A 13,989-nucleotide genomic window follows, 5' to 3' on the forward strand; every position below is an offset into this window, starting at 1 on the left:
TATGAAAACTATGTACCGAATGTATGGCTGGCAAGCTTCTCATTTTGCCGCAAAGCTACGTGGCTATTTAAATTATAAGCAGCTGGACTATCAGGAAAAAAACCTCAACGCCTATGAATTGTTGGTAAAGCTACCCAAAAAAACGGGCGCTTCGGCGATGCCTGCTTTAGAAACCCGTGAAGGGGAGTGGTTATCCGATACCCCTGAAATAATTACGGAGCTGGAACGCCGCCATCCTGATCATCCCATTATGCCCGCAACCCCAAGACAGCTGATTGCCGCCTTGATATTTGAAAACTGGGTGGATGATTGCTGGTTGAAAATTTCTATGCATACCCGGTGGTCCTACCCGGAAAATTTTGACAATTTTCTTAAACAGGAAACCGGCAAAGCGCTATTGCCTTTTGCCCCTGGTTTTATTCGCGAACGTATTGCCGAAAAAACCTTTGCGGGAAGGATACGCAGCTATCTTCCAAGCCAGGGTATTATCCCGGAGCAATTTGAACTGTTAGAGCGTTGGTCGCTGGGTTTGTTGGATTTGTTGGAACAGCATTTTACTCAACATGAATTTTTGTTTGGCGGTAAACCTACCATTGCCGACTTCGCCCTGGTGGGCTCCTTCTTTCCCCATTTAAATCGTGACCCCTGGCCCAAACGCGAATGGGTAGATCCGCGCCCGAATTTACAGGCTTGGGTTAATCGTACTCATAGTGGCGAAAGAGGGCAGGGGGAGTTAGTGGCTGATGATCAGATTCCCGAGACTTTACTTCCGTTATTTAAGATTATTGCTGGGGAGTTTTTCCCTTTGTTGGCGGGTACGGTAACTAGCCTAAGACAGTATATTGAAACCCGTGACATTACCCTCGGCAGCTCTCTACCCAGAGTGATGGATAAAAATACTTACCCCATGGCGGATAGTACTTTTACCTCCAGTACCTTTACTTATTCCCTTTGGCGTATGCAGCGTATTGTGGGTGTTTTCCAGCAGTTGCCAGAGCCTGATCAGGCTTTGGTGGATCAGTGGTTTGAGAGCTTAGGCTTACCCAGTTTAATGGCGATAGATTTTGGGCCAGCGTTGGAGCGGAATGCGTTAAGTACGCGGTTAAAAGTTTAAGGGGCGTTTTATGAATAGTCAGGTGATTTTAATCGGTAAGTTAGTGACCTCGGTTATGTGGGTGTTGATTGTGGTTGCGGTTATTCAACCGGCGGTTATTCCCTTTGCCACTATTTTGCAGTGGGTTGGGGGGATTTTGTTGGTGGCGCATTGTATTGAGATTGTTGTGTATCGGCGGTTGATGCGTGGGGTTGGTGATTATTTGGGGGTGTTGTTGTTTGGGGTTTTGCAGTTGAAGAGTATTCGTTGATACCGGTCATTCCCGCGAACAAGGTGAATTGCGAAGCAAGAGAGGGCACCCTGGGGTGGGCGGGAATCCGTAGGGTTCTGAAAGCATTGTATTCACACCTTCTAGGCCTTTCATCTAAATTTTATTGGAGATGGCAGATAAGTAAAAGTCAAGACTTGATTGTTCGCATTTTTTGGATCACTAGCCCAAGCCCCATGATCCATTGATCAGAGGCTGATATAACCCTTGCGGCTGTTTTATTTACAGGTTCAGGAAAAGAGAATATGCAAGCCCTTCACCATCTAAGATGGATTAAAAACTTTTGCTTCAAACGTTATACTTTCTTCTTTTTTATCATCAATATATACGTCTAGTTTATATATTCCAGGTTTATCACCATTATCGAACCCCATAGGGATTGTCATTTCACCTTGCCCATTATAACTGCCGAGCTCTAAGCCCCTTTTTCCCGGCTTGCTGTATTTAATTAATATTTTGTAAGGAGTCTTATCCCTTGGGATGATCTCTAGGCCATAATAGATACCTTGACTCTTAGGTATCAAAGGAATCAATCTGGCCTCTTTGAGATAAGAAAATATTTTTCCATCATTGGTAGAAGCATATCCAAATTTTATCTGATATTTTCTCTCTGCATGTGAGACGCTTAATCCGTAAGATAGGTTTAAAAATACCAAGACTAAAAATAGAGGAAGTTTTATTTTCATCATATATTCTCATTTAAATTCTTCATCACATTTGTCACAAGTTTGGTTGGTGCATGAAATCGGAGTGGCTGCAACACATGCTGCCACTAAAGCCGCAGAAGATTTCTTTTGACCAGCTCCGCCAATACAAGCACCAACTCGTTTCTTTATACAGTTTTTAACACATGGTTCATTTGTGGGAGGTGGAAATCCAGAGGCATCGCCATCATTATAGTCTGGTCCGTCATCACAATCCCATACTCTATTTCCTAGAGACCTACATCCTGAAAATAAACCAAAGAAATCGAGCTTATTCAGAGGCGACTGATCTGCATATCCATACAAGTGGTTCAAATAACCTGGCATTGCGCCACCTGGTAACTGAATAGCACCCATTTTCATGGCGACAAGCATTTCAGGAGAAGGGTTGTTCAGCAACACCCCTAGCGGATCGGCCTGAACATACCTTCCGGTCGTGGGATCATAATCCCGATAGTAGTTATAAAGTACCCGCAACGTAAGATGTAAGGTCCGGCCCCATCATTCTGGTTTGTGAATTAGATAGAATTCCTTGAAACACTCTTAGGAACATCAAACCACTTTGGTAACCTTGATGATTCTGACAACTCAAAGCTAGACTCAAGGCAGCTAGTAAGAAATAAACAGAAGACGGTAACAGTTGCTTTTAAATACTTTTCATCAAACGGCCTTCTTTGACAAATTTAAAGGAAGAGAAAGACTATATGTACTCTTTCTCTCCAAAAAGCTTAATTGCCACAATCATAATTGAAAATTGAATAAATAATATTAGCATACCTACAGAGCCGGTCTCAGGGTCATTAAACAAGTTAACATCAGTTCGAATAAAGTGTGATATATGAGCAATTAACTCTCCTACAACTAATACTAAACTAGTTAATAAAAAACTACTTTTGAATGAATATCTACTACTAGCTATTAAGATCTTTATAAGCGACACGCTAACAACCAGTGGATATAATAAGAAGACAAATAGGATATTGAATAAATTCGAAAAACTATCTATGCCTATCCCCCTATAGAGGAGCGCACAGGGTATTACAGCTAGATACGAATATATTACTAAATTTTTATTTGTCACACTCATCACAACCCTCACCACTACATCCATATTTTTTAGCTATGCTACAGAAGAATTTTTTAGGTAATGTAGAATTATTAAATCCACTAACGCCAGCCTCTCCAAGACAAGACTGAATAAGCCTCGTGCAGTTATTAGAACTAATAGCATAAATCCCTGGATTACTCTTTCTGCTCTGCATACATTTCTTGAATTTAAGATCTTGTTCAACATCTGTTGGAATTACAACTTCACCATCAGTATTTGTATCTGGCTTAACTGCACCTGGTGCAACTGTAGATGGAAAGGCAGGATAAAACCCTTGCGTACCACCTTCACCAGCAATACCACCACCCACATGGCCAAAACCCATTGCACCAGAGCTATTCATTGAGACTTTTATATCTAATCCAAAAGGATCTATATATTTTAGTGGGTTATTAATGGCATAGGTGTAAGTATTGAGACCACCTGCTAAACCAATTGGGTCTGATTGAATGTACCTCCCTACCGTCGGATCATAATCCCGATAATAGTTATAATGTAACCCACTTTCTTCATCAAACATCTGCCCAAAAAATCGAGCCAACTGGTCAATATCGCCTACTGTTTCCGTTGTTTCGCCAAACGGTTTTTTATTGGCCTGCCAAACGATATTCTGGTTTTCGTCGGTTACGGCTATTGGGGTGCCTAAATGATCATTATGGATATGATACGTTCGTATTTCAGCTTTGGCTGTGACGCCCAATAGAAGTGCCACAAGGGCTAAAAGATATTTACTCATTGCGTTGTTCCTTCTTAATCTAATCCCTGCACAGTGTGCGCTGTGCCTAACGGGGTTTATAAAATCAGTGCTATATCCATAAAACACAGGCTTTTGATAAACCAAAAGCCTGAAATTCCTATTTTCAAATTTAATAAACTTCCATTCCCTGTTTGCGCAATGTCTTTTTTTTGATCGGCTGATTGCTAATCCGCCACCCTTTAAACAAAGTCATCTTTTATGCTATTGAGAAGTCGTTGATTTTTAGGTGGGGTTACCACATTCCCTTGCGCATTATTCAGCTAGAAGTGTCGGGAGTGATAGTGAGGGTTAGGTAGTTAAAAAGCTAGAGCATTTTCGACATAAAAATTTAACATTTTTGACATTAGTGGAGTCACTAAGGCGGACTAAAAAAGACACTTGCAAAAGTCTAAGTATTTAAGCTTTTGCAAGTGTCTGTTCTAAATTTTCAAATAAACTCTTTAACATCGTTTTCATTAAAATAAACTTCAGATATTAATCCCCTCCGATTTCATCAACTCCAGCGCATAATCAATAGTGGTAGCCAAGCCAATTGAGCTTTCGCTTCCTATTTGATAATTCCCCATCATAAGCCCACCACCAGTTCCTGCTGGACTGAGCCGACCACTAACGACGCCAATTATTTGTCCTGATTGCAAGTCGATCAAGGGCCGCCGCTATTGCTATCATGAATCATAGCATCAACTTGAAATTGATTTGTTCCTTCTTTGTTTACAACCTTGGAGCTGATAATTCCGCTAGTTTTTTTTAGTGTATGTTGCCCGAAGTTGGCGAAAGGATCGCCAAGACATGTGATTGATGAACCTACTTCTTGGGTAGAAGGACTTCCGAAAATATTTTCTGGCACATGAAGCTGTGTGTTGTTGGGTAGTTTTAGAAGAGCAATATCATTCTGGGGATCATGTTGTGCAATCGTAACAGGAGTAAAGTTTGCTCGTTCCTGGGTCATTGGATTGAAAGAGTTTATGTCTTGTGGGGTAACAACTCCAAGTTCATCTGTCAGATTGATTGTGTGCACAGCTAATAATGTAGGCCCTACTGTGACAAATAAACCCCGTGCCTAAGGCTTCGATAGAATCCTCTTTTTTCCGAATAATCATCAGGCATCCACCGGCATGAGTTTTCCATATATTTCTGTACACATTTACTCTTTATTTCGATGTGACAGAGCACTAACGCTAAAAGAACCGGTGGTGAAACCGTCCGGTTGCTTGTTTTGTTACATGTTTTACGCCCATGCAACACCAGGTGGTAATTTAAAACTACTGTACTCCAGATGTAAAACCCGCCGTTGTGATGGGTTAGATGCTTTACTAGATGAATGTAGTATGTGAGGACGCATAACCAAAACGGAGCCTGCAAGCGCTTCACAAATTATAGGGTTATGATTTTGCACATAATCTTGTATGGAACCATGATCAAGAATGCCTAGTTTTTGACTTTTTGGCAAAATCTTTAGGCACCCATTTTCTTGGCTTGTATCATCGAGGTGAATGCGAAAAGTTATCATTTGATTCAGGGCATCCACTGACGGCTGAACGTGATGGATACCATCTTTGACACTCCAAGGACCCCATTGATTCCTCTCAAACCTTTCCGATACTGCGATGGTTCTGTCTTGGTGCCATGTTACCAGCCAGTTATTCTCTGTTGTTTTATTAAATAGAATAGCTCGAACTAAACTTGCCTTTCCTGAGAGATATTTCTTAGCTTGGATTCTAAGTTTCTCTGAGTTCGCAAGCTCGCGGATAGAAGAAAACTTTTTCTCAGCATTTCTGATACCGCCAACCTTAGCAGGAAGCTCAATAGATTCGATTTCGCTAATTATAGCAACGAGCTGATCGTGAGATAAAAACTCACCAATTATTTCATATCCATCTTCTAAGGCTGGCACGGAGCTAATTCCTTGATTGGCATGTAACATTTATATATGACGCATGCGCGTATATTAAAGGTTCTCCCTAATAACTGAGCACCCCCTAACCTATAAGACACTTCAAGAGATAAAATCCCCACCCTGCAACCTGAAATTTCCCCCTGCATTTTCCAGCCTGGTTAAAGTCGCTCGACTACCCCCCAACTTACGAGCAAACTCAGCCTGGGTAAGTTTACCTCGGCGCGCCTTTAAGTTTTCTGCAAGTATTTCAGAAAGAATCATAGATGAGTCCTTTTATCCACCTGAGGAGATTTGTATTAGCTACCAGGGATAAGCTCAGAAAGATTACATTTCAACCGCTTACACATCAATTCCAGCATATCAATCGTGACATTCTGATCTTCACATTCAATACGGGCTAAAGTCGACTGGCTAATCGATAGCTTCTTGGCAAACTCAGCCTGGCTCAGCTTACCCCTACGGGTGCGTAGATATTTTGCAAGACGGGTGCGGTATGTTTGGTTTCTGGTAGCCATAAGGCGTTTATAAGATATAAGTTAACCCCCATGCGGGTTAACTGGTTGTTTTTAGATCAATGAGATCAAGGATCAGATCAATGGGGTCAAGATCAATGGGGTCATAATCCCGATAGTAGTTATAAACTAATCGAGTAGTTTCGTGTTGGGGGATATTTTATTCTCTCACATATGCCTGTCCACGAACCTTCTATTATTGTTGTTACTTAATTTTCTTTCTTTGTATTTGGTCAACCACTAAGCTTCTGAGTACTTCAAAACTATCCTGATACTTGATATCAGTCAAAATTGTTACAAAAGAAATTGAAGAATAGGCCGTATGGCACGCAGTCATTTTTTCAAAGTCTACCCCATAAATTTTTTCTATCGATACACAGTGAGCTTCTTTTTCCTGATAGTACTGCATCGTATTACAGTCATAGCTCACGCACAAAGATCGGATTTTATCTAAAGCCTCACCGGTTTTATCTTTTTCCAACCAAGCAATACTTCTTCTATTTTTATTTGATGATTTTTCTTCAAGTAAAAAGAAACTAATCTTGTCATGACTGGTAGATCGACTAACAAACCCCTTAGGAATAGAAATCTCTTTTCCCATCCAATTTGCAACATCGCCCCCGATTAAAAACTGCTTAACTTCATAAATATATTTTACCGGCAAGACCCAGATTGTGAGGCTAAACAAAATTACTAAGATTGCCCCATAAGCAGCATACTTGTTCTTACTGTTCATTTTATATTCATCCATTAATTTAGTTGGGTGGTCCTTTCATCTGCGTTGGATCATTTGTTACAGAGCTTGCAGCTTTCCCTGCCTCCATAATCGCCGGAGCAGTTTCTTCAAAAAATCTTCTTCTGTCCTCAGCTCTTTCCTGATTGGCTCTGGAGCACGCAGAATGATCACCTGAAAAGCATTTCTTCCAGTCACCTTCACGCTTTCTGTCGGCCCCCAAATCCTTATCAACCGCGTCTGAACATTGTTTAGCTGAGACTATAGCAGTACCAATACCTATGGCTGGGATTATGTATTGCAGAATCTCACCTGTCGGGTCAACATATTTTAAAGGGTTCGAAGCTACATAGGCATAATTATGATTGATCATCTGTACATCGGAAAAGCTAGGCTTAGCTATGCCTAGCTGTATAGCAAGCGTCCTTTGCGGGTCACTAAAATCAACACTTACTCCACGGGGATCAGCCTGAATATACCTTCCCAACGACGGATCATAATCCCGATAGTAGTTGTAATATAACCCTCTTTCTTTATCATAGTACTGACCAGGTAAACGCAAATTCATCTCAACTCGCTTACCATCACCATCAGGATCCTCATCCACCTCCGCTTCACCAAACGGCGTGTAGCTAGCTGTCCACACTACTTCCTGGTTTGCATCGGTCATTGCCACCGGAGCCCCCCGGTGATCACTGTGAATAAAATATAGCTCCGATTCTGCCCTTGAAGCTGGCATCGCAATAATGATGATAAACGCGCTTAGTAATACCCGAAAGACTCTCTTATTTAGATTACTTTTCATTCTCTATCCCTGTTAGGAAAATGACTTTTTCAGCTTATTAATAGATAGCAGGTATGGTTTGTTGTCACATTGAGTACATTTGTGCACAAAACTCTCCTTGAACACTAACCATTTATATATGACGCATGCGCGTATATTAGAAGGTTCTTCCTAATAACTGAGCACCTCCCAATCTATAAGACACCTCAACAGATAAAATCCCCACCCTGAAACTTGAAATAATTAATAGAGCCAAAATCTAGCCCCAACACCCCGGCAGGCTCCGAGGCCAGTCAGGGCGCGTTTAAGCTTGTAAAGTCACCCGGCGTCTTTAGGCGAGGACGGTTTGATTCAAATACGCTAAGGCGTATTTTCACCCTGCGGGTGACCTGAAGGTCGTCCAAATCTCAGTGAAATTTGTGAACCCCATTTTTTACCCAGTAAAAAATGGTTGAGTTCCGCAGTCGCTGGGTGGCTTTACAAGCTTGCGACCGGCCTCGGAGCCTGCCGGGGTGTTGGGGTGTTGGGGTGTTGGGGTGGGGTGGTGGATTGTAATCCACCCTACAGTTATTTGTTTTGCTATTTTTTTCATTCGCTAAAAGGCACAATACTTTTTTCTTTGTTCAAAGGACTGATTATGAAGAAATTTGCTTTTGTAAATGATGCGGCTGAGCGGGAATACAAAGGGTTACCCGTAGATATCCAGGATGAGTTCGGAAAGGACCTGAGGCGAATTCAGTATGGACAAAATCCAGAGCTGGTTATTAGGCACTTGAATAGTCTGGGGGCAGGGGTTGTAGAACTGAAAATTAATGGCAGCCCTGCTTTTAGATGTGTCTATGTGGTTAAGTATTTGGATACGGTTGTTGTGCTGCATTCTTTTACTAAAACAACCAATGGCGTTGACCGGCAAGCCATGAAGGTTGCCGAACAACGACTAAAAGAACTTAAGGCTGCTCTTTAAGAAACCTTCACCTTTGATATAGCGATAGATGCCTCATGCAATGACGGCATTGACATCTGTGCACGAAACCCCAAAACATCCAGCATATCGAACATGGCATCAATGGTGAATTTTTCGATTTTTGCATTTTTTAAATCGGATACTCTGGACTGTTGAATCCCTAACTTTTCGGCTGCTTGCTTCTGGGTCCAGCTTTGCTCTTTGATTAAGTTTGACAGCATGATGGAGAGGTCCATTTTCATGGCCATCTTGCTTGCTGTTTCCTTGTCATGGGTTACATGGAAGGGGCTGTCGTAGTATTTGAGTGCCATGGTGCACCTCCAAGATTGATTTTCATGGAGTATATAAAATTTTAGATATTTGGCAAGTGATAATTATATAAAATTTTGTATATCTGGATTGGGGGTTATAAGTTGTTGAAACTATTGAGAAATAATTAAAGAATATTAAGGAGGGCAGGCATTTTAATGCCTGCGCGGGGATGACGATTTGGAGGGTGGGGTGGTGGATTGTAATCCACCCTACGTTATTCGTTTTTTGGGGTTAGGGTTTTTGAGGCGGCTAAAAGCAGGGAGAAAATCACAATTTCCACTACCAGTTTATCTATTGGCAATTCTGCATCCTGCACCAACAACGCCAATACACGAAAAACACCAGCACTACCTATCAATAACATCGCCGAGTAAAACCACTCACGCTTGCCGCTAAATACACCGATCAGCGCCATCAAACCACCGGCAAAAAAGAAAGCACCCATGTCACCAATTTGTGTATTGAGTGCTGTGCCTTCCATTAATGGCATCCCTAATTGCGCCGCAATCGCTTCAGGTTCCGCTACCCAGCGAATACCCAATGCCACAAATAAAAATCCGGCAAAAATCGTTAAACCACGAATCACTTTTTCCATTGTAAAAACCTTTTTAAATTTTCTAATAATTAACACAACAATAATGACGACTACAACCAGCATCGACAGAATAATAGACCGATACTGCTGAAACATTTTTTTTACGGTATTGCGCGTTACCATTTCTATCGAGTTATAGCCAGGTGGCATTGCCTGCACACCAAAGTCCTCGGCATAGCCTTGGTAGTCTTTTAATAACTGCTGGAATAGCGCAGGGTTAGCGTCCGTCAAATCCTGTGTCTCACCGGGATCAGTTGCTACATTAAACAATCGCCACTGACCATCACCATAAGGCGGCAGGTTACGGCTTAATTTATAGTCGCCCTTAAACAGTGCCGCATTACCGGCCACTTCAATACCAACCGCGTCTTCGAGACCATAAATCACTGCGCTGCTATCTTCAATAACCGGCTTTAAACTGCGGCCCGTTATCGCTACCTCAGGTTTAACCGATAACTGCAAATAATCCAGCAATGTAGGCGTAATATCCGTCACCAGAGAAAACGCTGAACGCCGCTCACCTTCCGGCAAACCCGGGCCTGACATAATCAGTGGCACGCGAATACCTCCATCATGGGTATAAAACTTAAATTGCTTGCTGGGTGATGCTGCCGCATAGGCCCATTCAGGGCCAATCGATACCAGGCTGTTTTTCTCACCCATGGTCTCAATATCATTTTGGTAACCACTGATCGCGTTCCACAGACGGATACCGGGGTTGGTCGCCATATCGTTAAATTCCGGGCCGTTGTCCGAGGTGACTACAAATACAGTATTGTCGAGTTCGCCGCGTTCTTCTAACCATTGCATTAAGCGTCCAATATGAAAATCCATGGCTTCCAGCATACCGGCATTCACCTGCATCGCTTTGGCATAATAGCGGCGCTCTTCATCACTTAAATTTTCCCACTCACGTAAGTCCTCGGGAATGGAAGCCAGAGGCGCGCCTTCAGGCACTAAACCCAGCGCCTGCGCTTTTTGCCAGCGTTGCTCTCGCAATTTATGCCAGCCTTGATCAAATACGCCGTTATAGTTTTCTGTAAATTCCCGCGGTGCCTGAATCGGAATATGAATCGCCTGAAAAGCCAGATAGGCAAAAAACGGTTTTTGTTGTTCTTCGGCGGTTGTGTAATCCCCTTCCAGATATTCCAGCATTTTACTGACAATAAATTCCGACGAATAAAAATCTTCCGGCAGAGTGGCGGGCTTGTCGTCTTCATACCAGGGCGCGGTGGCGTAGTAGGCCATATAGGGCCGCTGTTCCCAGTTGTCGGCACCGGAGGCATCCAGTACAAAGGAGCGGTCAAAGCCATGGCTAACGGGTAAGTCTTTCACCTTGTCGCCCATATGCCATTTACCGGTCATATAGGTGCGATAACCGGCGCTGCGCAGATGGTCGGCAATAGTTTTAACACCGGGCTCAAGCGACAAGCTATAGCCAGGCTGGTTAAGGTGTTGATCGGGAATCACTTCGCGAATGGTCGCTACACCGGTGCGATGATTATCCACGCCGGTTAATAGCATTGCTCTTGAGGGTGAGCATAGTGGGGATGTGCGGTAGTGAGTAAAGCTTACTCCCTGGTCCGCCAGTTGCTGGATATTGGGCATGCGGGCTTCACTGCCAAAGGGTTGAAAATCCATTAGCCCGGCATCGTCCACCAGGATCATTACTATATTGGGGCGGGGTGTGTCGGCCTGTGCGGTCGAGTACATCAGAGAAAAAAGTAGCAACAGAAAAAATGAAAACACTTGCATAAAAACGTCCGCTCAGAAAAAAGCCAGCCGCGAAGGGCTGGCTCAAAAGAGACCTCAGAGGGTTAAAAACTGTATCTAACGGTACCGCCATAGGTGCGTGGCGGTGCCAGGAAGTAGGCATCCATACCGGTAAAGAGAAAGGTGTTGGTGGTCAATGTGGCATATTCATCGTCTTTCAGGTTTTTACCCCAGACTGAAATATCCCAGTTGTCATTGCGCCAGCCGGTTTTCAAGTTATAAACATCCCGTTTCTGAACATCAGAGTCGCGGGTGATTGCCGAGGCATTGGTCAGGTGCTCGCCCATATAGCTGTAATCGCCGCGGACATAAAGACCGCCATCGGCTAACGGGAAGACCAGAGTGGCAGCCAGATTACCGCTAAACTCGGCGGTAAAGGGCAGGTCATTGCCTTCGGCAGAGCCTTCGGTAATTTCATAGCGGTCCATATACAAGATACCGGCAGTAACGGTTAGGTTAGGCAGCGGCAACATATCTGCACTCAGGTCCAGACCCGAGGTTACAACCTCACCTTCGTTGCCCACAATGGTGCCAACACCGCTCTCTTGTTGTTGCTGAGATTGGTAGTCGCTAATTTCTGTATAGAAAGCGGTGGCGTTGATTCGTAATCTCGAATCCATCAAGGTAGATTTAACACCCACTTCATAGCTGATGGTTTCTTCGTCATCAAACTCGCGGTCTTCCACATCACCGTTGGAGCCATTAAAGCCACCGGACTTGGTACCGGTCGAGGCACTGGCAAACAGCATAACGTCATTGTTTAAGTCATAGCTGGCGTTTAGCAACCAGTTAACATCTTCGCTGGTACGGTCCAGTTTGGCGTCGATTGGCTGTAGTACGGATTCCTGTAGTGAGCCAAGGCCAAGAGAGGCTGAAAAGGCGGTGGAATTCACGACGGAATATAAGTCTGCGTCTTTCTTTTCTTCGGTCCAGCGCAGGCCGCCGGTAATATGCAGGCGGTCACCCACATGCCAGGTGGTCTGGCCAAAGATAGCCAAGGTTTCATTATCCCAGACATGGTCTACATAAATATTATCACCGGGCTGGGCAATAAGGTTGACGGGTAGTGGGAAGGGCAGTCCTAACTGGCTGGCAATACCTAAGAAATCGTCGCCGATAATGGTACCGGTGCTTCCATCATCCGGTCTGCCATCGCCGCGCTTGGTGGTTTGCTCATAATAAAATAAACCGATCTGGTATTCGATATCGCCTTCTTCATTTTCAGATGAAAAGCGCAGTTCCTGTGACCAGCTATCGCCAGCATTATATTCTTCCAGCCACGGGTAGATATCCAGTTCGGAGCGGTCAACATCGCTGCTGAAGTTATAGCTATAGTCATTCCAGGCGGTAATCGATTTAATTTCACCCCATTCAGGTTCAAACTCAACCGTCAGTGCAAGATTGTCAGATTCGAGTTCAAATTCACTGTCGACATCCACCGCAATTTTATTATCAAAGGGATCATTGCTATCAGGCTTAAAGCCCTGGGCGATTAACTCGTCATTGACGATATCAGGCTGGATGGCATCGGCGGCGCAGCAGTTGCTGTCACGTTCAACATGGCTACCGCTTAGCAGCACAATGAGCTCATCGTTAATTTCAAATTTTAACTTACCGATGACATTCCAATCATCGGCGGCATTGAGGTCTTCACCACCGCGGGCAGCATTTTCCATATAGCCGTCACGTTCATGTTGGGTGGCGGAGAGGCGGTAAGACACGCTGTCGGTAATAGGGCCGGTAGCGGCGGCGGTAATTTTTTGCAGATTATAGTTACCGGCGGTGGCTTCTACATAGCCTTCAAAAAAATCTTCGTTAGGGCCTTTGGTAAATACACTGATCGCACCGGCGTTGGTGTTTTTACCGTAGAGGGTACCCTGTGGCCCCTGCAAAATTTCAATACGTTCGATATCGGTTAAGTCCGACATGCCCAAGCCAGAGCGACCAATAAAAACGCCATCAACAAATAAACCTACAGAAGGTTCCAAGGCCGGGTCGGTTTGCGCGGTACCAATACCGCGCACCGAAAAGCGGGCGGTAAAGGGGCTGGTATTGACATTGGTATTTAAGCTTGGGGTCATAATCGCCAGGTCGGTGGTGTCATTAATCCCCGCTTCCTGAATGGCCTGGTCGCCAAAGGCGGTCAAGGTGATCGGCGTATCCTGCACCGTTTGCATCTTTTTAGTAGCTGTAACAATAATTTCTTCCAGTGCCGGGGCTCCCTGTGCTGAAACCTGGGAAGCACTGATAGCAAGGCTGGTGGCTATAGCCAATGGCAGGCGTTTTACGATCATGGTCTTTCCTCATTGAGAAATAGTTATTATTAAGTATGGACTAATTTATCCGAAAGTACTGTCATAGTATATGACATATTCACTCGATGCAGCAAAAATTCACTGTCTAGATAAACCGTCAGTCGTTGTTGATTATCAAGGCCTTTTAAATCAGTAAGTTAGGGGTGAGAGGGC

15 protein-coding genes are annotated in these 13,989 nt (G+C 43.8%); 3 read left to right on the forward strand and 12 right to left on the reverse strand.

All coding sequences use genetic code 11. From position 1 onward, the window contains the following. Position 1 precedes the first annotated feature (1 nt). Complete coding sequence (locus BST96_RS14320; RefSeq protein ID WP_085759363.1) at positions 2-1,114, forward strand: glutathione S-transferase family protein; 1,113 nt, start codon at positions 2-4, stop codon at positions 1,112-1,114. A gap of 10 nt (positions 1,115-1,124) precedes the next feature. Next, positions 1,125-1,364, forward strand: a complete 240-nt coding sequence (locus BST96_RS14325; protein WP_085759364.1) for a DUF1145 domain-containing protein — start codon at positions 1,125-1,127, stop codon at positions 1,362-1,364. A 281-nt stretch (positions 1,365-1,645) separates the two neighbouring features. Here the strand turns inward: BST96_RS14325 and BST96_RS14330 are convergent, their stop codons facing one another. From BST96_RS14330 to BST96_RS21320, 9 genes are all read right to left on the reverse strand, one after another. Then, positions 1,646-2,071 (reverse strand): hypothetical protein, encoded by a 426-nt coding sequence (locus BST96_RS14330; RefSeq protein WP_085759365.1) that lies wholly within the window; start codon positions 2,069-2,071, stop codon positions 1,646-1,648. A gap of 6 nt (positions 2,072-2,077) precedes the next feature. After that, positions 2,078-2,488: a hypothetical protein gene (locus BST96_RS14335; protein ID WP_157117961.1), complete on the reverse strand. Its 411-nt coding sequence runs from the start codon at positions 2,486-2,488 to the stop codon at positions 2,078-2,080. A gap of 668 nt (positions 2,489-3,156) precedes the next feature. Next, on the reverse strand, positions 3,157-3,930 hold the full coding sequence (locus BST96_RS14345) for an RHS repeat domain-containing protein (protein ID WP_085759368.1): 774 nt from the start codon (positions 3,928-3,930) through the stop codon (positions 3,157-3,159). Positions 3,931-4,594: 664 nt separating this feature from the next. Further along, positions 4,595-4,969, reverse strand: a complete 375-nt coding sequence (locus BST96_RS14355; protein WP_157117962.1) for a trypsin-like peptidase domain-containing protein — start codon at positions 4,967-4,969, stop codon at positions 4,595-4,597. Between the two features lie 210 nt (positions 4,970-5,179). After that, positions 5,180-5,845, reverse strand: coding sequence for a phytanoyl-CoA dioxygenase family protein (locus tag BST96_RS14360; protein WP_085759371.1), 666 nt, complete (start codon positions 5,843-5,845; stop codon positions 5,180-5,182). Between the two features lie 102 nt (positions 5,846-5,947). Then, positions 5,948-6,109: a helix-turn-helix domain-containing protein gene (locus BST96_RS21490; RefSeq protein ID WP_157117963.1), complete on the reverse strand. Its 162-nt coding sequence runs from the start codon at positions 6,107-6,109 to the stop codon at positions 5,948-5,950. Positions 6,110-6,144: 35 nt separating this feature from the next. After that, positions 6,145-6,363 carry a helix-turn-helix domain-containing protein gene (locus tag BST96_RS21495; protein WP_085759372.1) on the reverse strand — a complete coding sequence of 73 codons (219 nt, stop codon included), beginning with the start codon at positions 6,361-6,363 and terminating at the stop codon, positions 6,145-6,147. A gap of 202 nt (positions 6,364-6,565) precedes the next feature. Beyond that, positions 6,566-7,111: a hypothetical protein gene (locus BST96_RS14370; RefSeq protein WP_085759373.1), complete on the reverse strand. Its 546-nt coding sequence runs from the start codon at positions 7,109-7,111 to the stop codon at positions 6,566-6,568. Positions 7,112-7,115: 4 nt separating this feature from the next. Next, positions 7,116-7,898, reverse strand: a complete 783-nt coding sequence (locus BST96_RS21320; protein WP_085759374.1) for an RHS repeat domain-containing protein — start codon at positions 7,896-7,898, stop codon at positions 7,116-7,118. A 616-nt stretch (positions 7,899-8,514) separates the two neighbouring features. On the opposite strand from BST96_RS21320, the gene BST96_RS14380 reads away from it, so the two are divergent. Next, on the forward strand, positions 8,515-8,841 hold the full coding sequence (locus BST96_RS14380; RefSeq protein ID WP_085759375.1) for a type II toxin-antitoxin system RelE/ParE family toxin: 327 nt from the start codon (positions 8,515-8,517) through the stop codon (positions 8,839-8,841). On the opposite strand, the gene BST96_RS14385 is transcribed toward BST96_RS14380, so the two are convergent. From BST96_RS14385 to BST96_RS14395, 3 genes are all read right to left on the reverse strand, one after another. Further along, entirely contained in the window at positions 8,838-9,152 is a 315-nt protein-coding gene (locus BST96_RS14385; protein ID WP_085759376.1) for a helix-turn-helix domain-containing protein, read from the reverse strand. The two genes, BST96_RS14380 and BST96_RS14385, sit on opposite strands and share 4 nt — an antisense overlap. A gap of 215 nt (positions 9,153-9,367) precedes the next feature. Continuing rightward, a complete protein-coding gene (locus BST96_RS14390; RefSeq protein WP_206045347.1) occupies positions 9,368-11,503 on the reverse strand; it encodes an arylsulfatase in 2,136 nt (711 codons plus the stop codon). Positions 11,504-11,565: 62 nt separating this feature from the next. Beyond that, positions 11,566-13,815 (reverse strand): TonB-dependent receptor, encoded by a 2,250-nt coding sequence (locus BST96_RS14395; protein ID WP_085759377.1) that lies wholly within the window; start codon positions 13,813-13,815, stop codon positions 11,566-11,568. Between the last annotated feature and the right edge of the window lie 174 nt (positions 13,816-13,989).

It is taken from the genome of Oceanicoccus sagamiensis (assembly GCF_002117105.1).
Taxonomy (GTDB): domain Bacteria; phylum Pseudomonadota; class Gammaproteobacteria; order Pseudomonadales; family Dasaniaceae; genus Oceanicoccus; species Oceanicoccus sagamiensis.